The sequence below is a fragment of the Paraburkholderia denitrificans genome, assembly GCF_042655705.1.
Classification (GTDB): Bacteria; Pseudomonadota; Gammaproteobacteria; order Burkholderiales; family Burkholderiaceae; genus Paraburkholderia; species Paraburkholderia denitrificans.
Window position 1 is genome coordinate 221,067 of sequence record NZ_JBHSMP010000017.1, and the last position, 26,443, is coordinate 247,509.

19 protein-coding genes are annotated in these 26,443 nt (G+C 59.0%); 12 read left to right on the forward strand and 7 right to left on the reverse strand.

Features of this window, described 5'->3' with window-relative positions; all coding sequences use genetic code 11:
• Nucleotides 1-75 precede the first annotated feature (75 nt).
• Nucleotides 76-1,215: a DegT/DnrJ/EryC1/StrS family aminotransferase gene (locus ACFPTO_RS15580; protein WP_377712471.1), complete on the forward strand. Its 1,140-nt coding sequence runs from the start codon at nucleotides 76-78 to the stop codon at nucleotides 1,213-1,215.
• Nucleotides 1,216-1,368: 153 nt separating this feature from the next.
• Nucleotides 1,369-2,346, forward strand: a complete 978-nt coding sequence (locus tag ACFPTO_RS15585) for a glycosyltransferase (protein ID WP_377712473.1) — start codon at nucleotides 1,369-1,371, stop codon at nucleotides 2,344-2,346.
• Nucleotides 2,347-2,382: 36 nt separating this feature from the next.
• Here ACFPTO_RS15585 and ACFPTO_RS15590 read toward each other — a convergent pair whose 3' ends face one another.
• A complete protein-coding gene (locus ACFPTO_RS15590; RefSeq protein WP_377712475.1) occupies nucleotides 2,383-3,444 on the reverse strand; it encodes a glycosyltransferase in 1,062 nt (353 codons plus the stop codon).
• Between the two features lie 216 nt (nucleotides 3,445-3,660).
• Between ACFPTO_RS15590 and ACFPTO_RS15595 the strand changes: the two genes are divergently transcribed.
• Together ACFPTO_RS15595 and ACFPTO_RS15600 are read left to right on the forward strand one after the other, a co-directional pair.
• Complete coding sequence (locus tag ACFPTO_RS15595) at nucleotides 3,661-5,070, forward strand: flippase (protein ID WP_377712477.1); 1,410 nt, start codon at nucleotides 3,661-3,663, stop codon at nucleotides 5,068-5,070.
• 220 nt (nucleotides 5,071-5,290) lie between these two features.
• On the forward strand, nucleotides 5,291-8,470 hold the full coding sequence (locus ACFPTO_RS15600) for an acetoacetate--CoA ligase (protein WP_377712479.1): 3,180 nt from the start codon (nucleotides 5,291-5,293) through the stop codon (nucleotides 8,468-8,470).
• Between the two features lie 84 nt (nucleotides 8,471-8,554).
• Here ACFPTO_RS15600 and ACFPTO_RS15605 read toward each other — a convergent pair whose 3' ends face one another.
• On the reverse strand, nucleotides 8,555-9,427 hold the full coding sequence (locus tag ACFPTO_RS15605; RefSeq protein ID WP_377712481.1) for a DUF707 domain-containing protein: 873 nt from the start codon (nucleotides 9,425-9,427) through the stop codon (nucleotides 8,555-8,557).
• Nucleotides 9,428-9,839: 412 nt separating this feature from the next.
• On the opposite strand from ACFPTO_RS15605, the gene glf reads away from it, so the two are divergent.
• Complete coding sequence (gene glf / locus ACFPTO_RS15610) at nucleotides 9,840-10,928, forward strand: UDP-galactopyranose mutase (protein ID WP_377712483.1); 1,089 nt, start codon at nucleotides 9,840-9,842, stop codon at nucleotides 10,926-10,928.
• 35 nt (nucleotides 10,929-10,963) lie between these two features.
• On the opposite strand, the gene galE is transcribed toward glf, so the two are convergent.
• From galE to ACFPTO_RS15635, 5 genes are all read right to left on the reverse strand, one after another.
• On the reverse strand, nucleotides 10,964-11,995 hold the full coding sequence (gene galE / locus ACFPTO_RS15615; RefSeq protein ID WP_377712485.1) for a UDP-glucose 4-epimerase GalE: 1,032 nt from the start codon (nucleotides 11,993-11,995) through the stop codon (nucleotides 10,964-10,966).
• A gap of 34 nt (nucleotides 11,996-12,029) precedes the next feature.
• Nucleotides 12,030-13,190 (reverse strand): glycosyltransferase family 4 protein, encoded by a 1,161-nt coding sequence (locus ACFPTO_RS15620; RefSeq protein WP_377712632.1) that lies wholly within the window; start codon nucleotides 13,188-13,190, stop codon nucleotides 12,030-12,032.
• 336 nt (nucleotides 13,191-13,526) lie between these two features.
• Nucleotides 13,527-14,948 (reverse strand): mannose-1-phosphate guanylyltransferase/mannose-6-phosphate isomerase, encoded by a 1,422-nt coding sequence (locus ACFPTO_RS15625; RefSeq protein WP_377712487.1) that lies wholly within the window; start codon nucleotides 14,946-14,948, stop codon nucleotides 13,527-13,529.
• Nucleotides 14,945-16,897 carry a capsular polysaccharide export protein, LipB/KpsS family gene (locus ACFPTO_RS15630; protein WP_377712489.1) on the reverse strand — a complete coding sequence of 651 codons (1,953 nt, stop codon included), beginning with the start codon at nucleotides 16,895-16,897 and terminating at the stop codon, nucleotides 14,945-14,947. Before ACFPTO_RS15630 ends, ACFPTO_RS15625 begins: the two co-directional genes overlap by 4 nt.
• The gene (locus tag ACFPTO_RS15635; RefSeq protein WP_377712491.1) at nucleotides 16,897-18,057 is read right to left on the reverse strand and encodes a glycosyltransferase family 4 protein; all 1,161 of its coding nucleotides are present in this window, start codon (nucleotides 18,055-18,057) and stop codon (nucleotides 16,897-16,899) included. The genes ACFPTO_RS15630 and ACFPTO_RS15635 overlap by 1 nt, the downstream gene beginning before the upstream one ends.
• A gap of 863 nt (nucleotides 18,058-18,920) precedes the next feature.
• Here ACFPTO_RS15635 and ACFPTO_RS15640 point away from each other — a divergent pair.
• The 7 genes from ACFPTO_RS15640 to ACFPTO_RS15670 all read left to right on the forward strand — a co-directional run bounded on the left by ACFPTO_RS15640 (nucleotide 18,921) and on the right by ACFPTO_RS15670 (nucleotide 26,424).
• The gene (locus tag ACFPTO_RS15640) at nucleotides 18,921-20,081 is read left to right on the forward strand and encodes a polysaccharide biosynthesis/export family protein (protein ID WP_377712492.1); all 1,161 of its coding nucleotides are present in this window, start codon (nucleotides 18,921-18,923) and stop codon (nucleotides 20,079-20,081) included.
• 65 nt (nucleotides 20,082-20,146) lie between these two features.
• Nucleotides 20,147-21,322, forward strand: coding sequence for a KpsE/RkpR family capsule polysaccharide export protein (locus ACFPTO_RS15645; RefSeq protein ID WP_377712494.1), 1,176 nt, complete (start codon nucleotides 20,147-20,149; stop codon nucleotides 21,320-21,322).
• The gene (locus ACFPTO_RS15650) at nucleotides 21,315-22,118 is read left to right on the forward strand and encodes an ABC transporter permease (protein WP_377712495.1); all 804 of its coding nucleotides are present in this window, start codon (nucleotides 21,315-21,317) and stop codon (nucleotides 22,116-22,118) included. Before ACFPTO_RS15645 ends, ACFPTO_RS15650 begins: the two co-directional genes overlap by 8 nt.
• Complete coding sequence (locus tag ACFPTO_RS15655; protein WP_377712497.1) at nucleotides 22,115-22,759, forward strand: ABC transporter ATP-binding protein; 645 nt, start codon at nucleotides 22,115-22,117, stop codon at nucleotides 22,757-22,759. Before ACFPTO_RS15650 ends, ACFPTO_RS15655 begins: the two co-directional genes overlap by 4 nt.
• 82 nt (nucleotides 22,760-22,841) lie before the next feature.
• Nucleotides 22,842-25,061: a WavE lipopolysaccharide synthesis family protein gene (locus ACFPTO_RS15660; RefSeq protein ID WP_377712499.1), complete on the forward strand. Its 2,220-nt coding sequence runs from the start codon at nucleotides 22,842-22,844 to the stop codon at nucleotides 25,059-25,061.
• Entirely contained in the window at nucleotides 25,055-25,813 is a 759-nt protein-coding gene (locus ACFPTO_RS15665; protein ID WP_377712501.1) for a glycosyltransferase family 2 protein, read from the forward strand. Before ACFPTO_RS15660 ends, ACFPTO_RS15665 begins: the two co-directional genes overlap by 7 nt.
• Complete coding sequence (locus tag ACFPTO_RS15670; RefSeq protein WP_377712502.1) at nucleotides 25,810-26,424, forward strand: PI-PLC domain-containing protein; 615 nt, start codon at nucleotides 25,810-25,812, stop codon at nucleotides 26,422-26,424. The genes ACFPTO_RS15665 and ACFPTO_RS15670 overlap by 4 nt, the downstream gene beginning before the upstream one ends.
• Nucleotides 26,425-26,443: the final 19 nt, after the last annotated feature.

A 26,443-nucleotide genomic window follows, 5' to 3' on the forward strand; every position in this document is an offset into this window, starting at 1 on the left:
GGGCAGTTGCGTGGCGGCCTTCAATCGTCTGTGGGATGAGCGTTGCCGGATCGATCAGAGACAGCGAGAAAAATCATGATGAACGATGTGAAGGCTACTGTGGTGCCCGTAACACAGCCGTACCTCCCGCCGCTTGTCGAGTTCATGCCGTATCTCGAGCAGATCTGGGCGAACCGCTGGGTGACCAACGGCGGTCCGTTTCATAGCCAGCTGGAGGCCGCGCTTTGCGAGTATCTGGGCGTTCGGCATGTGAGCCTGGTTTCGAATGGCACGATTGCGCTGATTCTCGCGCTGGAGGCGCTCGAGATCACCGGAGAGGTGATTACCACTCCCTTCTCGTTCGTCGCGACGACACATGCGATTCACTGGAACGGCATCAAGCCCGTCTTTGCCGACATCGATCCCGTGAGCATGAACCTTGATCCGTCCAGGATCGAAGCCGCGATCACACCGGAAACACGCGCGATCGTTCCCGTCCATGTGTACGGCAATCCGTGCGACGTCGAACAAATCCAGAAGATTGCCGACAAGCACGGTTTGCGGGTGATTTACGATGCGGCTCATGCGTTTGGCGTGCGCCGGCACAACCAGTCGATTCTGAATTTCGGCGATATGTCCGTGCTCAGCTTCCACGGCACCAAGATATTCCATACGTTCGAGGGCGGCGCCATTGTTTTTAGCGACGCGGAAATGAAGCGTCGCGTCGACCGGCTGAAGAATTTCGGCATCGAAGACGAGGTGACAGTCACGGCCTGCGGCCTGAACGGCAAGATGAATGAAGTGCAGGCCGCATTCGGGCTGCTCCAGTTGCAGCACATGCCGCGCGCACAGGAGGCGCGTGCGCGCATCGATCAGCGATATCGTGAAGCGCTGGGCAACATCCGCGGACTGCAATTGCTGGAGGTCGACGCGATCAATAGCCGCAACTATGCCTATTTTCCGATACGCGTGACGCCGGAGTTTCCGGTCAGCCGGGATACCCTGTACGACGAACTTCGCGCGCGGCAGATTGCTGTGCGGCGATATTTCTATCCGTTGATCAGCCAGTTCGCCGACTATCGCGCACTGCCTTCCGCGAAACGGGAGAACCTTCCGGTGGCGAACGCCGTTGCCGAACAGGTCTTGTGTCTGCCGATTTTCTCGATGCTCGAAGAGCAGGTGCAGGCGCGCATTATCGATATCGTTCTGGCCATGGCAGGTGTTGCGACGGTGTGAGCCACACGGACGGGGCAGGTTGACCTTGAGCGCGGGACGGATTGCATGCGGCACCACGAAACGGACGGGAAGGGGATACCTGCACATGAGCCGCGTATCCTGCTTTCGCCATTCACCAATACGACGAACGCCTATATCGATCTGCTGAAGGCGTTGCTGGCCGATATTGGCTACGACGTGCAGCCGCTGTCGATCAGGGGGTTGTTGCGGGGCGGCCTTGTCGACCTCTTTCGTCCCGGCACCGTCGTTATGTTTCACTGGATCGAATTGCGCGCGTTCACGAGCGGCGCCGGACGCGTGTCGTTCTCGCTGCGGGGCGCACTGATCTTCCTCTTCTATTGCCTGCTCATGGTCGTCGGTCGTGCGAAGATCGTTTATTTCGTCCACGATCACGCAGTCCACAATGCGCGCGGAAAAGTGCGGGAACTCTCGGTTCGTATGATGTCCCTCGTACGCCGGCTTGCGGATCATCGCGTCGTGCATGCACCGGATTTCGAGGCGAGATATAAAGCGCGCTATCTTCCTCACCCGCTGTACTGGGATGCGCCTGGCCGGAGCGCCGCCCCGGCGGCGCAAACGCATGCGTCGCCAACATTCGCGCTGCTCGGGACAATCGAGCCCTACAAGGATATCGCTGCACTGCTTGAAGTGTGGCCGCAGGAGCAGACGCTGGAGATTGCCGGGCGGGGCGATGCAGCCTATATCCATTCCTTGCGCACGATAGTGAGCAAGCGGGACATGGCGGGCACGGTGACGATCGACGCGCGGTTTCTGAGCGACGCCGAGTTTGAGGCGAGAATTTGCGCCGCCGATGTGATCATTCTTCCGCATGTCGCGGATTCGATGCTCGTGAGCGGTGCCTTTTTCGAGGCCATCGGCCGGGTACCGGTGTTGATCGCACGCTCGGTGCCGTTCATGGTCTGGGCGGCACAGCGATTCGACAATGTAGTCCTGTTTGACACGATCGAGCAGCTGCCAGGCCTCATTCGGTCGGTCGTGCAGGAATGGCCGGATCGCGTGGAGGGGCGAGCCGTGCAAGCGCGGGTGATCGATGAGTTCGGCTGGCAGGTGTGCAGGCAGCGCTACAGCGAGTTTCTCCAGGAGGTTGTCGGCGCCCCGGTCACCAGGTAATGGCGTGCGGTTGCGGATGACGGTACTGCGGGACACTCAATATCCGCGCAGCCTGGTCCGCGCCGCAGCCGGGATCAGGTGGCTCAGGCGAAATACGCCAGCCAGCAGATCCTTTACGGCGCTCTTCGGTCCTTTCGCCCACACGTTTGCGCTCCGGTAGCCGCCCGACGCGATGATGCGTGCGAACAGCCTCATCCGATGGACGAGGGTGTTGCTGCTGTACAGTTCGACTCGCTTGCGATAGAGCCGCGCAAGCGCACGATATTTTTCTGCACCCGCCCGCGCGGCAGCCGCGTGTGAACATGCGGGCCGGCTCGCAATGTCCTCCAGAATCTCCGCTCGCCGCTCGAAGGCGAGCGCATGCATTTCCCAGCGCGGCAGACACTCAAAGAGAAAATGTACCGCCTGCGATACCTGGGACGCACCGGCCCACCGGGTCGATGTCGCGGTGGCAGCATGCCGGCGGTAATGGGCGAGCGGCGACTCGATGTAGACGACCGGGCCGAACACACTGCCGAGAAAGAAGAACCACTGATCGTGGCCTTCATGGCTGCGGAAATCGTTGAGATCGACAGAACGGTCCCACAGGGTGGAAAACTGGATGAACTGCCGGTCGAAGACCAACGTGAACCCCAGCGCATGCCGCATCGGGTCGATGCTGAGCGGCGGGTTGTAAGGCCTCGCGAGCGCATCCCTCGTCAGGGTATCGATGGGATTCAGGACGCTGTCCGTGACGATCGCGTTATGGCACACCATGAGCGCGTCAGTGGATTCGAGCGCGTCCGCGCAGCGCCGGAGTTTGTCGCTCGACCACACGTCATCCTGATCGCAGAACGCGATGACTTCTGACTGGCACAGACCGGCTGCGTGCATGAAATTGGCTCGATAGCCAAGGCGCTGCACATTGGCGTGAACGCGCACGGGAAAGGGTGCTGTGCGGGTGAATTCGGCAAGGATGGCCAATGTGTCGTCGGTCGAACCGTCATCCGTGACCACCAGCTCCGCGGGCAAGCGCTGTTGTTTTGCCAGACTGTCGAGTTGCGCCTGCAGATAAGCGGCACCGTTGTACGTGGCCATTGCGACGGATACCGACTTCATGACTCTAGCTCCTGTAGCAGCACGAATATGCCGTTGCGCGCGTCGTCGTCTACGGCCTGCCGGTCGCAAAGCGAATACCAGTCCGGTGGCAAGCGACGAAAAAGGACGTCCTGGCTTTTCTATCACGAAGGACTACGGCTGGTATGTGGCGTAGCCCGCATCAGCGGGGCGAACCCGTACGACGCGGGATCATTGCCGGTGAAGGCGAGGGGGAGTGTGGGCATACGAACGGAGCGCCCCCGGCAGGTTTGTTCCAATGCCGTACCGGTTTGCATTCGGGGCAGCGCGCGACGCACGCGCCGAGGCTGCATTGCCAGCCATCCGTCCTTCGTTCGTCACGAGGTTCCCTTGTCGGCAAGAAAAGACGCAATTGCGCTGTATGTGATACAGGGGTGCAACTTCCTCGTGCCCTTGCTGGCGCTGCCGTGGCTGTCCCGTACGCTCGGGCCTGAGAAATTCGGCCAGCTCGGTTTTGCCCAGGCGTTCATCCAGTTCTTCATCATGATGACGGACTTCGGATTCGATTTGACCGCGGCGAGAAAAGTGTCGATCAATCGCGACAACCCGGTTGAACTGGCCCGTCTCTACTGGACCGTCACGATAGCGAAAGGCGGGCTTGCGGCGCTGAGCATCCTGGTGGTCGTCGTGATGCTGCTATGCGTTCCCTCCCTGTACCCGGACCGGTGGGTGATCGCGATCGGCTTTCTGTCCGTGGTGGGCACCGTGCTCAACCCGCTGTGGCTCTATCAGGGCCTCGAAAGAATGCCCAGAATGGCGCTGGTCAGTCTGCTCTCGCGCGTCGCGTGCCTTGTGCCGTTTTTCCTCTTCGTCAGATCTCCGCAGGACTATCTGATCGCCGCAGCGACGATCTTCCTGCCGCTCATGCTGTCCGGCCTGTGGCTGACGGGTGCGGCGCATGTGAACGGCATGGTGACGTCCTGGCAGCGGGTCACGTGGGCCGATCTCAGGGAGCAGTCGGCGGACGCGTTCCAGATTTTTTCCGGGTCGGCCCTGACGTTTCTCTACACGTATGCCAATACCGTGGTTCTGCGATTCATCGGCGGCAATGTTCAGGTGGGTTACTACGTGACAGCGGACAAGCTGACGAGCCCGATACGACAGTTGTTGTGGCCGCTCGTCCAGACCTTGTTTCCGCGTGTCTGCAAGCTCTATGCGCAAGGCGACACCGCTGCCGCCGAGGAAATCGTCAGGAAGTTGATTTCGGCTGTCGTGCTGGTCAACGCGCTTGCGATTCTGACGATCTACCTGGTCGGCGACCGGTTGGTGCTGCTGTTATTCGGCGCGCGTTTCATGCCGGCGTTGCCCGTACTGAAAGTGCTGATCTTTCTACCGTTTATCCTGGCGCTCGCCATTATCCTTCTGCAACTGCGGCTGGTCGCACGGGGAGAACTGCGCTCTCTCAAGCGCATCTACGCGATTGGCGCGGGGTTTCACGCGATCCAGCTGATCTGGCTGGTTACGTGGCTCGGGGCGCTCGGAACAGCCATCGCGGTGGTATCGACCGAAACGCTCGTGACCGGGCTCGTCTACTACGAGTGCCGCAAGCTGCGCCACCGCGGCCGGGCCGTCGAGCCCTCCCTTCGCATCGGAGACGGGCCTGCTTGATTGACATGGATAAGCGGCCTGAATGAACGGTCCGGGCGAACGGTTGGCTAGCGAACAGATCGCGCGCACTTCTGATCTTAAGGTCGGAAGTCTATACATGCCTGATCCAACTGGGGCGCTGCCTGTGTGAGCACCGCGTTGCGTACGCGAGGTAGCCGGATATCCAGCCAGGCGTCGCGGGGCAAGGGTTGTTCGGATTGTTCGGGAAGGGAGCACGGAAATGACCAATCAGCACGACTTGACCGACCACCACGCACCGGCCGACGGTCCAGTTTATGTACCGCCCGCAGAACGTATCGCTGCATCGCAGTTGACAGCGTTCGCGGCGGCGCTGCGCGCACATACCGGAGAGGCGCTGAAGGACTACCACGAGTTGCATGCATTTTCGGTGCGGGATTACCGGACTTTCTGGCGGTTTTTCATCGACTGGGTGCCGGCGTTGAATTACGCTGGCGATCCCGACCCGGTCTGCGTTGGCGATGCGTGTGAACAGGCGGTGTTTTTTCCGGACATCGAGCTGAATTACGCGGATAACCTCCTCAGCTTCGACGTTGCGCCCGCAACGGCGCCCGCGATTACCGCATGCCATGCGGACGGAAGCCGCACGCGCCTGACGCGCGGCGAATTGCGCGAACGCGTCGAGCGCCTCGCCGCCGCGCTGGAACGATTCGGCCTGCGCAGCGGCGATCGCGTCGTCGCGGTGATGCGCAACGACGAGAATGCCGTCATCACAGCGCTCGCCGTCACGGCGCTTGGTGCAATCCTCTCCACTGCGTCGCCCGAAATGGGTACGGAGGCCCTGCTCGAACGCTTTGGACAACTCTCGCCGCGCCTGCTGTTCGCCCATACCACACCCCTGCCGTTCGACACCGGCGTTGCGCTGATCGACAAGGTTGCAGCCATCGCCGCATCGACCGTAACGCTCGAGGCCGTCGTCAGCGTCGATGACGGCCCGCTTCCTCAGGGCCTCGGGCAGGCCACCTGGACATCCAGCAGTCTCGCCGCCAGCACCGATGCAGGCGGTTTTGCGTGGCGGCGCTTTCCGTTCAATCATCCGCTGTTCATCATGTTTTCATCGGGCACGACCGGCAAGCCGAAATGCATCGTGCACGGCGCTGGCGGCGCGCTGCTCGAGCATCTGAAGGAACACCGCCTCCACAGCGACCTGGTGCCCGGCGACAAGATGTACTTCCACACATCCTGTGCATGGATGATGTGGAACTGGCAACTGTCGGCGCTCGCGTCCGGCGTGGAGCTCGTCACCTACAATGGTCCGCTGGCGGGCGTCGACACATTGTGGCGCCTCGTCTCCGAAGAGCGCGTAACCGTATTTGGCACGAGTCCCGCGTATCTGAAGATGTGCGCCGAATCGGGACTCGCACCGGGCTGCAAATTCGATCTGCGCGCGCTTCGCGCCATGATGTCGACCGGCGCCGTTCTGTTCGACTCGCAGTTCCGCTGGGTGCATGACCATGTCAAGCCGTTGCAGCTGCAGTCGATTTCGGGCGGCACGGACATACTGGGCTGCTTCGTATTGGGCAATCCGAATCTGCCTGTCCATGTCGGCGAAGCGCAGTGCCGCTCTTTGGCACTCGACGTGCAGGCGTGGGACGGTAACGGACCCGCGCAGGGCAGGGGGGAACTCGTCTGCACGAATCCCTTCCCGTCGCGTCCCCTCGGTTTCTTTGGCGATGCGGATGGCACACGCTTTCATGCGGCGTATTTCGCGGCGAATCCGGGCATGTGGACGCACGGCGATCAGCTCGAATTCTCCTCGCAAGGCGGTGCGCGCATGCACGGCCGCTCGGACGGTGTGCTCAATGTACGGGGCATCAATGTAGGCCCGGGAGAAATCTATCGCGTCCTGAGCGACATCCCAGGCGTCCTCGAATCCATGGTGGTTGAGCAGCGCATTGCGCCCCGGCGGACGGCGGCAGCGTCATGCGCGATGTCGGTTCAGGCGGACACGGACGATGCCTTTGATAAACGCGTCGTCCTGCTGGTGGTACTGGATCGCGACATCACCCTGAACAGCACGCTGATCGCCGATATTCGGCGGCAACTCGGCAGACGCGCCTCGCCTGCGCATGTGCCCGATGTCGTCCTGCAGGTCGACGCATTGCCCGTCACCCATAGCGGCAAACCCTCCGAGGCTGCCGTGCGCAATGCAGTGAACGGGCTGCCCGTCGGCAATACGGCCGCACTGCGCAATCCGGAATGCCTCGATGCGATCCGTCGCCATCCGGCCTTCAACGTGACGAAGTGCGAACTTCCGCCCGTGGGCGAAACGCTGGAGCAGTTGGAGCGGTACCTGCAGGCGGTATGGGAGCATCTGTTCGACTTCGGGCCAATTGGCCGCGACGACAATTTCTTCGATATCGGCGGCGATTCGCTGATGGCTGCCGCCATGATCGCGCAAGTGCAGGACGCGACCCCGTGTTCAATTTCGCTTGCAACGCTCATTGCCGCGCCGACCATCGCGCGCCTTGCTGCAACGATCCGCGAAAGCGACAGTGCGCCGGATCGGTCAAACGATATCGTCGTGCCGATTCGAGCCGGCGTGGGTTCTCCGGTGTACTGGGTCCACAGCATGGCTGGTTCGGTGATGGAATGCCTGAAGGTGATCAACGAGCTGCGAAGCGAACGTCCGCTGTATGGATTGCACGCGCGTGGACTCGACGGCCGTGAGGCGCCGCAGAGCAGCGTGGTCGAGATGGCCTCGCATTATGTCGACGAAATCCGCCGCGTGCAGACGCACGGTCCGTACGCCATCATCGGATTTTCGTTTGGCGGACTCGTGGCGCTCGAGATGGCGCAGCAACTGCATCGTGCGGGCGAGCAAATCGAACTGCTCTGCATCCTCGACACCTACGTGCACGAGCGGTGCCTCCCGTTCCCGGACTGGCTGCGTTACCAGTCGGTGTATATGCGGCGCCAATGGAAAGCGTGGTGCGATGTTCCTCAGGTCGAGCGCGCGCAGTTCATCTCGCGCAAGCTGTCCGGCGCGGTCGACAAGATCAGGCTGCGCCTGGGGCATATGGCTCGCACCCCGACGCCCGAGGTCTTGAGCTTGCCGCCCGCCGTGCAGCGCATGCGCGAGGCGATGCGGGTCGCGATGGCGACATATCGGCCGAAAGCGTACGACGCCGGACCTATCCACTATGTTCGCGCGGCTCACCCGATCATCGACAGAGCGAGCCCCATGCCGCTGTGGCAACATATCGCGCGGCACGGCCTCAACGTGACCCGATTCGGTTCCGGTCACTATGACATGGTGCTGGAACCCTATGTCGAGCCGCTCGCGCGTACCCTCGACCAGATGCTGACCGGCAACAGCCTGTCGGCGACGACACGGCCCGAGCGCGGGGGCACGACGTCGGAAAGCCGGTACGCGCTATAGGCCAGTGACCCGTGGAGGTGCGGCTGATGAACCAGCCGCACCGCTCACGGTGTTGGTGGGGCGGCGGAGGTCACGTTCAAGCATCTATGCACGTTCATGGCGATGTGCCAGATGAATCCACGGGATATATTCCTTCAGGATCCGCGCGTGGCCACGGAAATTTTCGCGCCGCACCGACAAGCTGCCCTTTGCGCCGTAGAGGTAAAGCAACGGATTGCCTAACAGGCCGCTTTCCAGCGTCTTTTTGTCATCGCGCATTCTGGCACGACGTACCTTTACCGATATCTTCAGCCCGAATGCACCGAGCGTCCGATGCAGTTCGGTGACTGGTGTGACGGCTGCGGGTGCCGTTGCAGCGGCGCCCATACCGTGCCCCGCCGATCCGATCGGGCGCGTATGGAACACGGCAAATCGGTCGACTATGCCAACCCGTCCCACACCTGCCAACTGATTGGGCCATAAATAATCAAGGCCCCATCCCGACTTTGTGTTCTCGAAGCCATCCTTTACCGTCCGTAGTGCCGCCGCGGAAAAACACGGCACCATGACTTCTACGAAATTGGTCTCACGGAAGCTGAACGATTTATTTTGCAAGGTAACCGGATGCGAAAAAAAGCTTCGCTCGTCCAGAGCGGGTTGAGCAAGCGCGAAGTTCTCCCGGTCGACGTACGCAAAGAATGCGTTGATCGTCGATACGTCCGTCAAGATATCGTCATCCGGCAACCACACATAGCGGTATTGCGAAACCAGTTCGCTATTGTTTGCCAGGAAATCATTCAGGCCTTCCCACTTCGAGCCTTTGTACCGGTGTATCGACCTGGCAAATTTATCCCGGTAATCCTCGGCGCTTCCAAAATAGCTCAGAACCAGATCGAAATCCGGGGAATCGCCGTGCTCAAACCATTGGCTATGCAATGACTTGTCGCCGCATCGCAGGATGATCAAGTACTTGTGCATTTTGTCGTACTCGTATTGGCAACATATCGATCAATCAGGTTGCCAAATTAGTCGGAAACAACAAACGAGAGCGGAGGGGCGAACCAGGTTGCCCCGCAGCACTGGCTCCCCATGCTCGAGATACCGAAAATTCAGGCCAATTGGGGGTAACGCAGGATCGATCGATCCGAATCTATCCTCCGCTAGCACAGCACGATGTGCGAGAACGAACATAGTTGTTCAGCAAGAGGCCCGACAATTTCAACTGAAGTGAACCCTGTAGTGCCGGGCATAGAGGTTCATTCCCACAGCACGCACTGCAGTTCGTCACCCCCATTTTTTACGTGGCAGCCCAGGCTGGTCGGGGTCCCCCAGGGTTTGCCGCTCCAGCCGGAACGCACTATTCCAGTTCAATCTGCAAGGACGCCGCGAGATGAAATATGACTTCGTTATCGTGGGCGCGGGTTTCGCCGGCGCCGTTTGTGCTGAACGTCTGGCGACGAACGGACAGCGCGTCCTTGTGATAGACAAGCGCAATCATATAGGCGGGAATGCGTTCGACTGCATGGACGAACATGGCGTGCTGATCCATCCGTACGGACCGCATATCTTTCACACCGGCAGCAAGCGGATATTCGAATATCTGTCGCGGTTCACCGATTGGCGCTTCTACGAGCATCGAGTTCAGGCTCATATCGACGGCAATCTCTATCCGATTCCCATCAATCGCACGACCATCAACAAGCTATACCACCTCGATCTGAACGAACAGGAGACAGCCGATTACCTCGCGTCGGTACGTGAGCCACGGGAACGGCTCACCAGCAGCGAGGACGTCGTGCTAAGCAGCGTCGGCCGAGATCTGTGCAACCGTTTTTTTCGCGGCTACACGCTTAAACAATGGGGACTCGATCTATCGGAGTTGTCCGCCGGCGTGGCCGCGCGAATTCCGACACGAACGAACGATGACGACCGTTACTTTACCGACGCGTTCCAGTTCATGCCGGCGCAGGGATACACAGCCATGTTCGAGAAGATACTCGAACATCCGAACATCGAGGTGCGCCTGTCCACGGATTTCCATGTGTTGAGGTCGATCATCGAATATGACCATGTTGTTTATACCGGTCCGATCGATGCGTACTTTGACTACCGCTTCGGCAAGCTTCCTTACCGCAGCCTGTCATTCCAGCATATACATTTAAGCGGTGTGGAGCGTTTTCAATCGAGCGGAACCGTGAACTACCCAAACGATCAGGAATACACGAGAATTACCGAATTTAAACACCTTACGGGCCAGCAGCACGCTGGAACATCAATCGTCAAGGAATATCCACGGTCCGAAGGCGAACCCTATTATCCAATTCCACGTCCGGAAAACGAGGCGCTCTTTCAACGATACAACGAACTCGCTGAAGCAACCGCCAATGTCACCTTTGTCGGCAGGCTGGCGCAATACCGCTACTACAACATGGACCAGGTTGTGGGTGCGGCGCTCAAGGCAGTCGAAGCGCTGCTGTAACGCGCCGTGCGGCGACATCGGTTGTGCGAATTTGCTTACCGGAAACCCTTCGGATTGGCTTCCTGCCACCGCCAGTGATCCTGGCACATGCGCTCGATGCCGAACTGCGCGCGCCAGCCGAGCAGCTTTTCGGCATTCGCGGGGTTTGCATAGCATTCGGCGATATCGCCGGGCCGCCGCGCAACAACCTCGTAGGGCACGCGCTGGCCCGACGCCTGCTCGAAAGCCTTCACGACCTCGAGGACGCTATAGCCGCGCCCGGTGCCGAGATTCACGACAAATCCCGAATCGCGCCCATGCAGCGCGTCCAGTGCGGCAAGGTGTCCGCGTGCGAGATCGACGACGTGGATATAGTCGCGTACGCCCGTGCCGTCGGGTGTCGGGTAATCGTCGCCGAATACACGCAGTTTCTCCAGCTTGCCGACTGCAACCTGCGCGACATACGGCATCAGGTTGTTGGGAATGCCCGCGGGATCCTCGCCGATCAGCCCGCTTTCGTGCGCGCCAACCGGATTGAAATAGCGCAGCACCGCGATGCGCCACGACGGGTCGGAAACCTCGATGTCGCGCAGCATCTGTTCTGCGATCAGCTTGGACTGGCCATACGGATTCGTTGCCGAGAGCGGGAACGACTCGTCGATCGGCGAGCGTTCGGGCACGCCATACACCGTCGCCGAGGAACTGAACACGAACTGCTTCACGTCGTGCTTGCGCATCACGTCGAGCACGACGAGCAGCCCGTCGATATTGTTGCGGTAGTACTCGATCGGTTTGGCGACCGATTCGCCGACCGCCTTGAGCGCAGCGAAGTGGATTACGCCAGTGATTGCATGTGCCTTGAAAATGCCTGCGAGCGCGGCTTCGTCGTGCACGTCGGCTTCGTAGAACGTGAGCGCCTTGCCGGTGATCTGCATGACGCGTGCGAGCGACTCGCGATGGCTGTTTACGAGGTTGTCGAGCGCGATTACATCGTAGCCGCCGTCAAGCAGCTCCAGGCACGTGTGCGAGCCGATATAGCCCGCACCGCCCGTGACGAGGATCGTGCCCCTGGAGTTCGTCCGTGTCATGCCGAGTTCCTGTTGATCGAATGAATGCGCCCGTTTAGAACGTCACGCCGGTAATCTGGTGAATGAGTTCGCGATATCGTTGTACCACACCTCGTTCATCGAATTCTTTTTCGATTTTTTTTCGGCCCAGATCGGACATTTTTTCGCGCCCGGCGCGATTTGTTTCCAGTATGTCCGTGAGCCGGGCGGTGAGGGATGCGGCGTTGCGCGCCTCGCAGAGCAGCCCATTGACGCCGTGTTCGACCACTTCGCGGCAGCCGGGCACGTCCGTCGCGACAATCGGGCGGCCCATCGCGCTCGCTTCCATCAGCGTGCGCGGCACGCCTTCGCGATAGGACGGCAGCACGACGCAGTCCGCGTCGGCGATGAACGGGCGCACGTCGGCAGTCTCGCCCAGGTACTCGATCACGCCTTCGCGCTCCCACGCCGCCACGTCTTCGCGCGAGATTGCGCTCGGGTTGTCGACGCCGACCGGTCCGAGCAAGCGGAAGCGCGCATGCGGATAGCGCGCGCGCAACGCGCGGGCGGCTTCGACGTATTCGCCGACGCCCTTGTCCCACAGCAGCCGGCCGATCAGCACGAACGCGAAGGTGTCGCGCTCGGGCAGCGGCGTGAATGCGTACTCTTCGAGATCCACGCCTTCGCCGTGCAGCAATCGCGCACGCTCCGGGTGAGCGAGCAGGTTCTGATCTTTGAACGCGGCTTCGTCGTCGCGATTGAGGAACCAGACCTCACGCGGGAAGCGAAACGCGAAACGATAGAGCAGTTTTGCTACCTGTGCAGCGCGGCTTTTCTGGATAAATACGTAGCCGAGCCCTGTCGTTACCGCGACCGACGGTACGCGCGCGAGCCATGCGGCAACCGATCCATAGATATTGGGCTTGATCGTGTAGTGGAAGACGACATCGGGTTTGAGCGCGCGATAGTGGCGGTAGAGCGCGCGCAGCGTGCCAAGATCGGCGACGGGATTCGTGCCTTTCGAGGCGACGGGCAGTTCGACGCAACGGCAGCCCATTGCGGCAAGCGGTTCGAAGGTGCGGTCGCGCGGCGCGATGATGGTGACCTGCGCGCCCGCAGCCGTGAGTGCGCGCAGCAGCCCTTGGCGGTAGGTGTAGATTGCCCAGGCGGTATTGCAAACGAGGGCGACGCGCAATGAGGAAACCGGCCGGGGACCAGGCTTGGGTTGAATGGCGATGGTGTTCACGAAGGCTGATCGTTATCGAAGCAACTCAGCTGCCAGCAAAGCTGGTATAGCGTGGGGCGATCATTTTATCCGACTGGCGCCCCAGCCACCGACCCTGGCTCAAGCGCAGCAGCATACTTGCGCCATGTCGCTGTCGATGACGAAATTCACTACGTAGCGCTATGTCCCGCTAAGTGCTCTAAAGATTGCCCCGCCCGCATCCCCGACTCGGCTTGCTTGAGCGCCGCTACGATCTGGCCCGTCGATTACCGGTGACGTTTCATCGCCAACTCCCATCCCGAATGGGAAAGCAGCATTCCCAAAGCGGACAAATCCTGAGGGTTCAGCTCACGCGCGGCCGTATGTATCTTCGAAGCGAACGATGTCGTCTTCGCCGAGGTAGGCGCCGGATTGAACTTCTATTAGTTCCAGCGGAATGCGGCCCGGATTGCGAAGGCGATGCGTGACGCCGAGCGGAATATACGTCGATTGATTCTCGGTCAGGATACTTTCCGCGTTGCCGTTGGTGACGACCGCCGTGCCTTTCACAACGATCCAGTGCTCCGCGCGATGATGATGCATTTGCAAGCTCAATTGTGCGCCGGGATTCACGACAATGCGTTTGACCTGAAAGCGCTCGCCTCGATCTACGCCTTCATAAGAGCCCCACGGACGTACGACGCATCGATGCGAGACCGACTCTTGACGACCCGAAGCGTTTAGACGTTCAACCATCTGCTTGACGTTCTGCGCTTTGTCACGATGTGCGACTAGCACCGCGTCCGCAGTTTCGATGATCACCACATGGTCCAGTCCAATTGCCGCTACCATGCGATGCTCGGCGCGCACGTACGAGTTAGAGATACCGTCGGTGAGTACGTCACCGATCAACGCGTTGCCGTTGTCATCCTTTTGAGCGATCTCCGCGAGCGAGGACCACGAACCGACATCGTTCCAGCCAAGGCCCACCGTCGCGATGACGGCCGCACGATCAGTCTTTTCCATCACCGCGTAATCGATGGACACGTTGGGGCAACGCGCGAACGCGTCGGCATCGAGGCGAATGAAATCATTGTCCTGCGTGGCGCGCTCAAGCGAAAGTGACGACGTCTGGGCGATGTCCGGCGCATGGCGGCTCAACTCGCTCAGATATGAGGATGCCCTGAGCATAAACATGCCGCTGTTCCAGTAATAGCCACCCTCCGAAAGAAAGCGCTCTGCAGTCTGTAAATCGGGCTTCTCCACGAAGGCTTCCACTCTGTGCGCGCTGGATTGCGCAGCGAGCCTGGCGCCCGCGAATATATAGCCGTAACCGGTGTGGGGGCTGGTCGGTTCGATGCCGAACGTTACCAGGTGATCATCGCAGGCAATCGCGCGGGCCATCTGCACAGCCTGGACAAATGCGCTCTCGTTCTGGATAACGTGATCGGAAGGAAGCACGAGCAGCAGAGCATCTCCTGCCTCGCGGATCGCGAACTGCGCCGCGACCGCGATTGCCGGCGCGGTATTACGCCCGACTGGTTCGAGGATGATGGCTGACGGCTGCACACCAATCTGACGCAATTGATCGGCCACCAGAAAGCGTTGCTCGTTGTTGGTGACAACGATCGGCGCCCCAATGCCCTCGACGCCATGCAGTCGCCTGGCCGTCTGCTGAGCGAGTGAGAGATCGCTCGTCAGCTTGAGGTACTGCTTCGGATAGCCACCACGGGACATGGGCCACAAACGCGTGCCGTTGCCGCCGCAAAGAATGATCGGAACTATATTCATGCGCTGTTTTTCCTCGCTCGACAAGGGTGTGGGTTACGCGAACTGAGCGGCGCATGTTGTACGCGCCAAAGCAGATGTCGAATTGCATTGCCGGACCATCGGATCATTTTCAGCGCCATCCGCCGATGTCTGCTGTGCTTGAGAAGCGGACGCGAAGCCCGAGCTGCTAGCCGACGAACGACTGCCTCCGGTGTGGTGTAAATGCCGAGATATCGATCCCAATAGACTGGATATCGAATTAGAGCGCCAGCAACCAGCATATCGAGAGACAGTTTGCGGTTGCGCCACGGAATTTGAGCCAGCGCATCATGTGTGAGGCCCCACCCGGCGTAAAACGGCAGACCGTAGGTGAAGACAGGCTTGCCGCGCAGGAGGGCGTCGAAACCGGCGAGCGATGAGAGCGTGTGCACTTCATCCGCGCAATCAACGAGCGTAATCAGATCAGCATTTATATCGACGATGTCGGCGAGACGTTGCGCATCGATGAGCCCGGTCCGGTTTCCGGACAGCACATCGGGATGCGGCCTATATACGATGAAAGCATCCGGCCGCAGACGCCGCACTTCGCGAAGCAGATCCTCGGCGGTATTGACGGCGCGCGTGGCGAACCGGATCGATGCATCGTCGGCAACCTGACCGGGCACCAGAACGATGCGCTTACCGTGAGGCACACGCCATGTGAGTGCGCGGCGGCCGAGGTTGTACTTGGTCAGACCTGCATCGACGATTGAACGTCGTAGCGCTGAACTACGTGCGAGTTCGGTTTCGTCAAAATGTGCCTCATTCAGTAACACGGACAAATCGCTTGGCTGGCTCGCATCGAAATAAATTCCGCGTCGATCCACGACCTGGCTCATCGGTGCGACCATGTCAGAACCGAGTCCGCACGAATGCAGGAAGCCATCCTCGATGCGGACATGCTTCGCGCCTGCAGCCAGCCCCGACGTGCTTCGTGCACCCCAGAGTGCTGCGCACTCATTGCACGCGACAAGCGCGGTATCACCGGCCCAGCGAATTGCATTACCGCCTGCTGTGAGGAACGGTGTCGCGAAAGGCCGCTTCCACCATTGAAAGCGCACGCCGACGACATCGGGAAGATCCGCGAATCGATTACGTGTGCGATAGTGGGCTTCGATGGCGTCGAGCAATTGATCCAGTGAGCCCTCTTCGTGCGTCAAGGGATTGATGTAGCGGGCCCAGCGTATGAAAGTCAGTTCGAACAGCGCAAGCGCCGATGGACGCGCGTGGCGGTCCGGAAAAATGTCTGCGTCGTGCGTCAAGCCCCAACCCGCGTAATACGGTGCTCCGAACACGTGAACTGGCTTTCCTGAGAGAAGGGCATGCATGCCCTCGGCGGCGCCTAGCGTGTAGACGTGGTCGACATGCGCAAGCAGTTTGCATAATGCATGCGCACCGTCGATGAAGTTCATGGCGACTGGAGTCTTGTCGATCATCGACGACAGCCAACGGCCGCGTGCGACTTCACCTGAATGCACAATCCAGAATTGCGCGTCACGGTGGGCGGCGAAAGCCGATTCGATCATGCGTGAGAAGGCAAGTGGATCGTTCTGGACGATGCCAGCCATCGTGAGTGAGCGCTGACGCTGATCGATTACAAGCACGCGAGTTCGCTCGCGCGGTATGCGCAACGTGCGCGGACAACACAGCCAGTGATCGCGCGCAGGCGTTGCATTTGATTCCAGCACGCGTCGCACGATGCGTTCCATGTCGGGCGATATGCCGAGCGTTGGATCGCGCAAGGCCGCGTCAAGTACTCTGTCAGGTGGTTCAGGCGTCGCGATATACCATGACAGCATCGGCAGGCCACGTGATATATCGGACCAGACCGGACCGGGCATCTTGCTATGCTTGCGAACACCGAGTGCGCACGCGTGCCACTGAACAATTCGCGTGAAGATGTCGCGTACAAGATGGTTGAGTGCGAACACTAACGGAGCTCCCCGACAAATCGATCGACGATTTCGAAATGACGTTTCCACGTCGGTGAGCAGAAATGCCGCAAGCGTTCGATTTGCGCATTGCGGGCTCCGTTCGAGGGATCTGCATATGCGCGAATCATGGCGAGCCATCCGGGGCCGTCAAGCGGATCAAGATACTCGGGGATGTTGTTCGCGATTTCCTTAAACACCTCAAGATCGCTCGCAATCACAGGCACACCCTGGGCAAGCGCTTCGGCGAGCGGCATTCCATAGCCCTCTACGAAGGATGGAAAGACGAGCGCCTGTGCATGTTGCAGCCACGCCTGCAGACGTGCGTCATTGCAATCAGCTTCTTCGATGACCGCCCGCTTGAGCGGTGCGCTTCGCTCAAGCATGTCGATCACGTTTTCGCATTCCCACCCACGTCGGCCAACGAGCACGAGCGTCGGCGCTGCATTACCGAGGTTCTCCACGAGCCTGCGCCACACATGCAGCATGAGCCAGTGATTCTTGCGAGGCTCGATCGTACCAAGCATAACGAAATATGGTGCGTTGATGGGGCGTCGCAGGCGAGCCATCGGCTCGATTCCAGGCGCGAGATGCGCGACGACGGCGGGCGGCATAGGCAACTGCGCAGCGTGTGCTTCGTCGACAAGAGAATCGAGCGTTGCCTGAGAATTTGCAATGATGCCGCTCGCATGCCGGAGCGCGGAATGCATGCGTTGACGATGCACACGGTCTATTGTGGGTCGGCAATATTCTGCGTGCGTGAGTGGAATGAGATCGTGCACCATCACTACGGTGCGTACGCCGCGTTGTTTCATCGCGCGCATGTAGCGATTGCGTTCAATGCCCGAGTGACTCGTGTGGAATAGTATCGAGCCTGGAAAGTTGTCGTTGCGCAACGCGCGGTATGCTGCCTGGGCGATGATTTTTCGTGCTGCAAATGTCGAGGCGGGATCTTGCTGTAGCAGCAGATCGAATGCACGTTCCGATTGCGAAGCCGACAGCACGGCGCATATGCCAGCTTCGCTCAGCACCGCACGTGTGCCCGTATCGGTGCCGTAATGGCGGATATATTCGAGACCGACGCGATCGACGCCGGTGGGCAATTTGCCGCCCACCAGACGGTTGAGCAAGCGCGATACGTCTAGGAGTGCGGTGGTCAATTTTTCCGTGCTAGTGAAGCGTGTTGCAACAGGATTCGTGTCGGCCGATTGTCTGATGGGCTGATAGTACGATTATCTTTGAATCTATTTCAAATGGTCCTATGTAGTGAAAATTTGTCGTTGGCGCGCGTAATGTGGACCACAAATAGCATGCCCAACGTGTCGGCAGCCGTGCGGGTGTTGCTGCCTCGTTTGCGCATGCGACCGTCAGCGCCCGAGCGCGGACCGCTTTCACACGTGGACTGCAACGTGCGGCCATCCAGAATGAGCGCACTGGGCTGGCACTGCCGATACTGCGTTACGTGCGGCGCCGAGAGAAAATCGCCGGCCATCGCCTCGAAGCAACCGGTGTTGAGTCAGCGTTACGTTTATTGGTGGACCATCTCCCGCAGCGGGAAACTGGTCGGCAGCATGCGCCACAACGCATCGGCGCGTTTTGGTTCTACGCGGCCACGTATGAAGCAACGAAGCTCCACACCTCGTCCGAAACGTCCGTGGGAATGGCTTTCGTTCCGGTATCGTGCCGGAACGAAAGCTTGTCCGAAAGCGCCCAACATGCTCCAGGCATATTACTGCTCTCACGCAGTGCCTGTAGTGCTTGACGTATGCGAAGCGGACTCCGTCAACGCCGGATGAATGCACTTCTCGTACGAGCAAATCAAAAGGCGGCTAATATTCAAACAAGTTCACGGCACGAAAGTTTAGTGGTCGGATCACGGGGTGGTGCCCCACTGCGATACGGGATGGGCTTAACCCGTCATCGATAGTATGAGTGGTGAATACTTGTAACGATGGCATCTCATTTGGGATGAGACTATGTGGGCGAATCTGTCGCTGTCTATTGGTTAGAACTCCATAGATCTATGCATAATAAGTCTACGAGTTTACTGATGTGTGCAGGACTCGCAGCGGTTTTGAGCGGCTGTTCGGCAATTCCTGCTAGCGGTCCGACCCGGCACCAGGTGGCAGCCGCAAATGCGAGTCGTAGTGCGGCCGGAATTCAGGTGGTCGACGTCACGGACGATGTCGCTCGTCGTCTGTTCGCCGAACGTCGCAATTCGGATTTCGAGTCGACCTTCGGCGGGAGCTCTGCATTCCAGCAGCAACTCGGCGTAGGCGATGCCGTTGAAGTCGCGATATGGGAAGCGTCACCCGCGATTCTTTTTGCAAGCGAGCAGATCAATTCAAAAAGAATCGCCGGCGGCTCGCATGTCACAGTGTTGCCGAATCAGGTCATCGATGGCAGTGGCCTCATCAGCGTTCCGTTCGTGGGTGCATTGAAAGCAGCTGGCAGAACGCCGATGCAGCTTCAGCAGGACATCGTGCGCGGTCTGCGCGGACAGGCACACGACCCGCAGGTCATCGTCAGTCTGGTGCGTAATGAGACATCCTATGCGACGATCGTTGGAGATGTGGCCACTAGCTCGCGTATACCACTGACTGCGCGTGGAGAGCGGTTGCTCGATGCGCTTGCTACTGCGGGCGGCGTGCGGCAGCCGATCGGTAAGCTCACGCTGCAACTCACGCGCAGCAGAACGGTGGCGTCGCTGCCGCTGGAGAGTGTAATCCGGGATCCGCGCCAGAACATCCCATTGCATTCCGGCGATGTCGTGACGGTACTATTTCAGCCATACAGTTTCACGGCTCTCGGCGCCACAGGTAAGAACGAAGAAGTCAATTTCGAAACGCGTGGTATCACGCTTGCGCAAGCGCTTGCCCGCTCCGGAGGGCTGCAGGATTCGCGTTCGGATGCGCAAGGCGTTTTTATCTTCCGTCTGGAGGATGTTGGGGCGCTTGACTGGCCGCAGTCGCCGGCGCGCACGACGGCTGACGGCAAGGTTCCAGTGGTATATCGCGTCAATCTGCGCGATCCGAACTCGTTTTTCGTGGCGCAAAGCTTCATGATCGACAACAAGGACTTGCTCTATGTGTCGAATGCGCCGATTGCGGAGCTACAGAAATTTCTCAATGTGGTGTTCTCTGTTGCGTATCCAGTTATCACCGGCGTGCAGACATTCCGTTAGTTCATAGGGCCGCCCATGTCCGGGAGCGGCCCGCCAAATGTCTCTCTGACGCGCAGGAGTGCGTAGTGAGCATGCAAGTGTTGCAAGGAGCGCCGGTGGCTGTTGTTGCGCGGGCAAGGTCAATAAAGGAAGGTGAAGACTTGGCAATCCGTCAGGGCAATCTGATCAAGAGCGCGTTTTTTCTCATCGTCGTGAGTCCGACGTTGATTGCGATTATTTACTTCGGCATATTGGCCTCGGATATTTACGTCTCCGAGAGCAGTTTCGTTGTGCGGTCGCAGGAGAAAAGCTCGCAAGCCGGGCTCGGTGCACTTCTTCAAGGTACCGGCTTGACTCGCTCGGCAGACAGCGTGTATGTCGTGCACGATTTCATTCAGTCGCGGGATGCATTGGCTCAACTGGAGATCCGGGAGAACGTCTCGCGTATGTTCGGCGCCAGGAGCATCGACTTCGTGAGTCGTTTCGATCCGTTCGGAATCGACAATAGCTTTGAGAGTCTGTACAAGTACTTCGACCGCCGCGTCAACGTCGACGTGGATTCGACCTCAGGCATCACGACGCTCACCGTCAACGCGTTCTCTGCGCGGGATGCGCATACGATCAACGCGTCGCTGCTGGCTATGGCGGAGCACCTCATCAACGAGATGAACGCACGCATGCAGTCGGACCTTATCGCATCGGCGCAACGCGAAGTCGATGTCGCCAAGGATGCTGCCGAGGTAGCTGAATCGAACCTTACGGGATTCCGCACGTCGCAGCAGGTCTTCGATCCGGAGCGTCAATCTTCGCTGCAGCTGCAACAGTTGTCGAAACTGCAGGAGGACATTGTCGAGACGAGAGTGCAAATTGCGCAACTCAATTCCTTCGCGTCGGCCAATCCGCAGATGTCGGCGCTAAAGACACGCCTTGCGTCTTTGCGGCAGCAGGCCGACGAACAGATGTCCCAGATTGCGGGCGGCAAGGTATCGCTGACCAGGAAAGCAGGTGAATACAGCCGCCTGAAGCTCGAACAGATCTTCGCCGAGAAGCAGCTCGCCTCCGCAATGGCCACGTTTGAGTCGGCGCGCAATGAAGCGCTGCGAAAGCAGATGTATGTTGAAATCGTGGCAAATCCCAACACGCCCGACGTTCCTATTCGCCCCCGTCGTCTTAGAGCCATTCTGATTACGATCATCGCGTGCATGACCGTGTGGGGCATCGCGAGTCTGTTGATGGCCGGCATCCGGGAGCATCATGACTGACACCGCGATCGCCAGACCGTCGTTTCGCCGATCTGCGAAGCTGCAGGGGCGCGCTATCTATTCGCTTCTGATGCGGGAGATTCTCACGCGCTACGGGCGGCACAACATCGGATTCCTGTGGTTGTTCCTCGAGCCGATGCTATTGACGCTTGGTGTCACCTTGCTCTGGCACTTTACGTTCAAATCGCACGCAAGCAATCTGTCGATCACCGCGTTCGCGGTTACGGGATACTCATCGGTGCAACTTTGGCGCACGACTGCAAGCCGATGTGTCCATGCGCTGCAGCCGAACCTGAGCTTGCTTTATCACCGCAACATCCGGCTCGTTGATATCTATTTCGCGCGAATTCTGCTGGAGCTTTCGGGAGCGACGGCGGCTTTCACTCTGATGATCGTAGTGTTCGCAGGTGTCGACCTGCTTCATGTACCCGCAGACCTCTTCTCGCTGATGCTCGGCTGGTGCCTGCTCGCGTGGTTTGGTGCTGGGCTGGCGCTAGTGCTGGGTGCGGGAAGTGAATTGTCAGAGTTGGTCGAGCGACTTTGGCACCCCATTGCGTATCTGCTGTTTCCGCTTTCCGGCGCGATGTTCATGGTTGAATGGTTGCCTTCGAGCGTGCAAAAGCTCGCACTGTGGGTGCCGATGATCACGCCAATCGAGTTAATCCGCCTTGGCTATTTCGGGAGTGAAGTTAAGGCGCACTATGACGTTCCCTACGTGATCGGCGTCAACATGCTTCTGACACTTGCGGGCCTGTATTTGTGTCGGCGTGCCGAAGCAGGGGTGGAGCACGAATGATCGAGCTCGAATCCGTCTCGAAATACTACGCAACGCGCAGCGGAGCGCGGCGAATTCTCAGCGATGTAAGCACGCGCATCGCGGCGGGCGAGCGAATTGGCATTCTGGGCCGCAACGGCTCCGGAAAGTCGACGTTGCTGCGGCTGCTGAGCGGTGTGGAGCGGCCCTCCCGTGGTGAAGTACGTCGGTCGATGAGCGTGTCCTGGCCACTCGCATTTGGCGGCGCTTTCCAAAGCAGCCTCACGGGCTTGGACAATCTGCGATTCATATGTCGGCTCTATGACGTTCCGTTTGAAGAGAAAGTCGAGTTCGTCGAGCGCTTCACCGAGCTTGGTGCGTATCTTCGCGAGCCAGTGAAGCGCTATTCCGCGGGGATGCGCGCGCGCCTTTCGTTTGCGCTGTCTCTCGCAGTTGACTTCGACTGCTATCTCATCGACGAGGTCATCGCCGTGGGTGATTCAACGTTTCACAAAAAGTGCGAATACGAACTATTTGAGCGGCGGGGGGCATGTGCCTTTGTGCTGGTCTCACATGCCACTGACCTGATCGAGCGGTACTGTCGGCGCGCGGCGGTGCTCAAGGGAGGCCGATTCAGTGAGTTCGGCACGGTTGCTGACGCGTATGAGCACTACAGGGGATGAGGCAATGAGATCAACCAAGGAGGAAGCGCGAAGGCTTGCGGTCTTGTTGACCGGTGTGCCCCGCGGCGGATACGAACGGTGCGTGGACACACTGAAGTTCATGGTTGACGAGTGGAACGTGTCGTACTTTGCGGCAATTCGCGAGGAATTCGCGAGCGACGAGACGCTTGAAAGTCTGGCGCAGGCATTTCCCGGCGTGAGGGTGATCATCGTACCCCGACGGGTGTCGGCTGATGCAGTATCGCGTTTCGAAGGTAAGCCTGTCGCTTCGACGCAGATCATGATGTGGCACGAGATCGCTTATGGCGCCCGCTCGATCGAGCGCCTGGCCGACTATCAGGCCGTCCTTCGTGTCCGTTTCGACATCTATTTCCAGAAGCAATTCCTGCCAGAGGATATTCCTTCCGATGATCAAGTCTTGCTGCCGCCTCATATGAGCTGGTCGGGCGCGAATGACATGCTCTGTCTCGCTGTACCGCAGGCGTTCCGGCGCTACGCCGAAACGTACGAGAGGCTCGACGAAATTGTCGGCGAAGGAATCTGCGTTCCGGAGGCGATCATGGCCAGATCGCTGGCGATGGAGGGGTTAAAAGCGCGACCGCTGGACATTCGTTTCATTCTCTATCGACATGCACTGTTCCATTCGTTCGACGATGAGGAGCTGGGAATCCTCACAGACGTGCACCCCATCCTGTCGACGTACAAGGTGGGCGATGTCGGCGACACGCCGGAGAATCGCGCCGAATGTATTTCACTTGTCAGTCACGTCGTGAAACCGCACAAAGGTTTTCCGCTGCAAACGGGCGGCTGCACGGACGCGAACTTCCACACGGTAGAGATCGATGACCGCGATGGACTCGCGTTTCGCTGGATGGGCCTTCACGCTTATATGAACGTCGCCGTGCCACGAAATGCAAAAACGCTGACGTTCCTGATTCATTTTCAGGTGCACGGCTGGCGCCTGCCTCATTTGACTGTGCTCATTGATGGATTCCCCGTACGCTTGACCGAACAATCGGTGGACGGATGCGGCCGCACATGGGTGAAAGGTTCTATCGCAGGGATCAACTTTCGAAGGCCCTGGAGCAAGCTAGGATTTTCGTCCGGATTCCTCGCAGTACCTTCGCAGCAATCGCCGAACTCGCGCGACAGCCGAACGTTATCCGTTGCTATCGGCAGTCTCATGATCGACGGGGAACGACCTGTCGAACAACGCGTGGCGAGCCGCTTGCCGATGCCGACTCAGGTGAGTGAAGGCTCGTGGGACATCATCGCAGATAATCAAATAACCATCGTTTTCCAGGGTCCATGGAACGAGGGGCTACGGGACAACATCGCCCAGGCTCGCGAGTGCTTTCCCGGTGCGCCGATCATCGTCAGCAGTATTGACGTGCGCATACGCGAAGCATTTTCTGCGATGGATCATGTGACTCTTGTGGTCGTACCGGACCCAGGCCCACTGCCTACGTACATGCGCGGCAAGCATGCACCGCTCAACAACGTGAACCGACAGATCGTCTCTTCGCAAGCAGGATTGGCGCTCGCAGCAACGCCCTACGCCATAAAGATTCGTACGGACTGTACGCTGGAATCGCGGGCATTCGTCGAGCTCTACCAACGCGCCTCGGTCTGCGACGTAACTGCGGCGCGACTGCTCGCCAGCAGCATCTATACATTGCACCCCGATGGAATTGAAGGATTTCCCTTCCATATCTCTGACTGGTTTTTCTTCGGACCGAGCGAAGCACTCCGATCCTATTACGACGTACCGTTGATGACGGAACAAGACGCGGTCTGGTATGACCGCTTTCCGCACAAATGTGACAGTCACTACTTCGCGCGGCAATACCGCAGCCGCTTTAGTCCGGAGCAATATATCGCAATTCAAAACGCACGCAAGGGTGGCTACGTTGTTCCCAGTTTCCTTGACGACGCACGCGAGGAAGTCGCTGAGAGCTATCGTGCTTACCTGGTGAGGAAATTCACTGTCTGCAATCTGTCGCAGTTCGGACTTGTATTCGACAAATACAGGAGCGTACCGAAATCGCATTACCAGTTTTTCAACTGCGTCTGGGGATCCGACTGGGTCGGTATGGCGGAGTCATCGCGCCGTGTGGCGCTAACCGACGTCAACCTCGGGTGCGGCGGCCCCGCATTAAGTCATCGCAAGAAAGCCGTCTCGGCGATTCGCCGTATTGACAGCGTATTGGGCGTGTTAAAGCAATACGGTCTGATGCCGCTCGTTGGCCATGTGTTGGGTGTTTTCCGCAGATTCGAACTTCGAGGAAAGAATTCATGTTGAATATTGTGGTGCCGATGGCAGGTGCTGGCAGCCGTTTCGCAAACGCCGGATATCTCGATCCGAAGCCGTTGATTCAGGTACGTGGCGTACCGATGATAGCGGTGGTGATCAATAACCTCAAACCGTCCTGCGAACATCGATTCATCTTTGTTTGCCAGCGTTCGCATATTGAACGATTTCGGCTGGCCGAGAAGTTGTCGGCGTGGGCGCCGGGTTGCGAGATCGTTGGGCTCGACGGAATAACGCAAGGCGCCGCCTGCACAGTGCTTGCCGCGCGGGAGCATATCAGCGAGAAGGACTCGTTGACGATCGCCAATAGTGACCAGTACGTCGATATCGACATCGACGACTACCTGGTTGAAATGGAGCGTCAGAACCTTGACGGTCTCATCATGACCATGACGGCGGACGATCCGAAGTGGTCGTTCGTGGGCCTGTCCGACGAGCACCTCGTGAACAACGTGGTTGAAAAGCAAGTGATATCCAACGAGGCTACGGTAGGTATCTACAACTTCAGGCGTGGTGGGGACTTCCTGCGCGCAGCCGACGCGATGATTCGGAAGGAATTGCTCGTGAACGGTGAGTATTACGTTGCGCCTGTCTACAACGAAATGATCGCCGAATGCGCAAGCATCGGCATTTCGAATGTGGGAAGAGAGGGCGCTGGAATGTACGGGCTCGGCATACCTGCGGATCTCGAAAGGTTCCTGACGCTACCCGTGTGCGAGCTGGCGACTGGAGTCCCTGCATGAAAGTCCTCTCGCATCGTGGGTACTGGAGACAACCCGAGGAAAAGAACACGCCGCTTGCTTTTCATCGTTCTTTCGATCTCGGTTTCGGTACAGAAACTGATGTTCGCGACCGACTCGGCGAACTCGTCATCTCGCACGATCCGGCCACCGCGCATTCCATCCCGCTGTCCGCGTTTCTCGACATTGTCGCGGAGCGCAACTTGCCTCTTGCGATGAACGTGAAGGCAGATGGTCTCGCGCCGGCTCTTGCGGAAGCGTTTGATCGCAAAGGATTGGACTGGTTCGCGTTCGACATGTCGGTGCCGGATACGAAGATGCAGCTCAAGACAGGCAATCCGGTATTTGTGCGCATGAGTGACGTCGAACGCGCACCTGCATGGCTGAATCAGGCGAAGGGCGTCTGGCTCGATGCCTTTTCGCACACCTGGTACAACGCTGCGACGATTCACGATCTGCTTTCGCGTGGGCTGCGTGTGTGCGTGGTATCGGCAGAGTTGCACGGGCGTGAGCACGGGGGGCTGTGGTCAGAGCTCAAGAGCATGAGCGATTTCGACAACCTGATGATCTGCACGGATTTACCGGAAGATTGCCAGCGCTATTTCCGGTCTTGACTTCCAACCAGTGAGGTTT

Bases quoted from the DNA above. Each gene is read 5' to 3' on its own strand.
- ACFPTO_RS15580 (WP_377712471.1), top strand. From the start codon at position 76: ATGATGAACGATGTGAAGGCTACTGTGGTGCCCGTAACACAGCCGTAC.
- ACFPTO_RS15590 (WP_377712475.1), bottom strand. From the start codon at position 3,444: ATGAAGTCGGTATCCGTCGCAATGGCCACGTACAACGGTGCCGCTTAT.
- ACFPTO_RS15600 (WP_377712479.1), top strand. From the start codon at position 5,291: ATGACCAATCAGCACGACTTGACCGACCACCACGCACCGGCCGACGGT.
- ACFPTO_RS15605 (WP_377712481.1), bottom strand. From the start codon at position 9,427: ATGCACAAGTACTTGATCATCCTGCGATGCGGCGACAAGTCATTGCAT.
- glf (WP_377712483.1), top strand. From the start codon at position 9,840: ATGAAATATGACTTCGTTATCGTGGGCGCGGGTTTCGCCGGCGCCGTT.
- galE (WP_377712485.1), bottom strand. From the start codon at position 11,995: ATGACACGGACGAACTCCAGGGGCACGATCCTCGTCACGGGCGGTGCG.
- ACFPTO_RS15625 (WP_377712487.1), bottom strand. From the start codon at position 14,948: ATGAATATAGTTCCGATCATTCTTTGCGGCGGCAACGGCACGCGTTTG.
- ACFPTO_RS15640 (WP_377712492.1), top strand. From the start codon at position 18,921: ATGCATAATAAGTCTACGAGTTTACTGATGTGTGCAGGACTCGCAGCG.
- ACFPTO_RS15650 (WP_377712495.1), top strand. From the start codon at position 21,315: ATGACTGACACCGCGATCGCCAGACCGTCGTTTCGCCGATCTGCGAAG.
- ACFPTO_RS15655 (WP_377712497.1), top strand. From the start codon at position 22,115: ATGATCGAGCTCGAATCCGTCTCGAAATACTACGCAACGCGCAGCGGA.
- ACFPTO_RS15665 (WP_377712501.1), top strand. From the start codon at position 25,055: ATGTTGAATATTGTGGTGCCGATGGCAGGTGCTGGCAGCCGTTTCGCA.
- ACFPTO_RS15670 (WP_377712502.1), top strand. From the start codon at position 25,810: ATGAAAGTCCTCTCGCATCGTGGGTACTGGAGACAACCCGAGGAAAAG.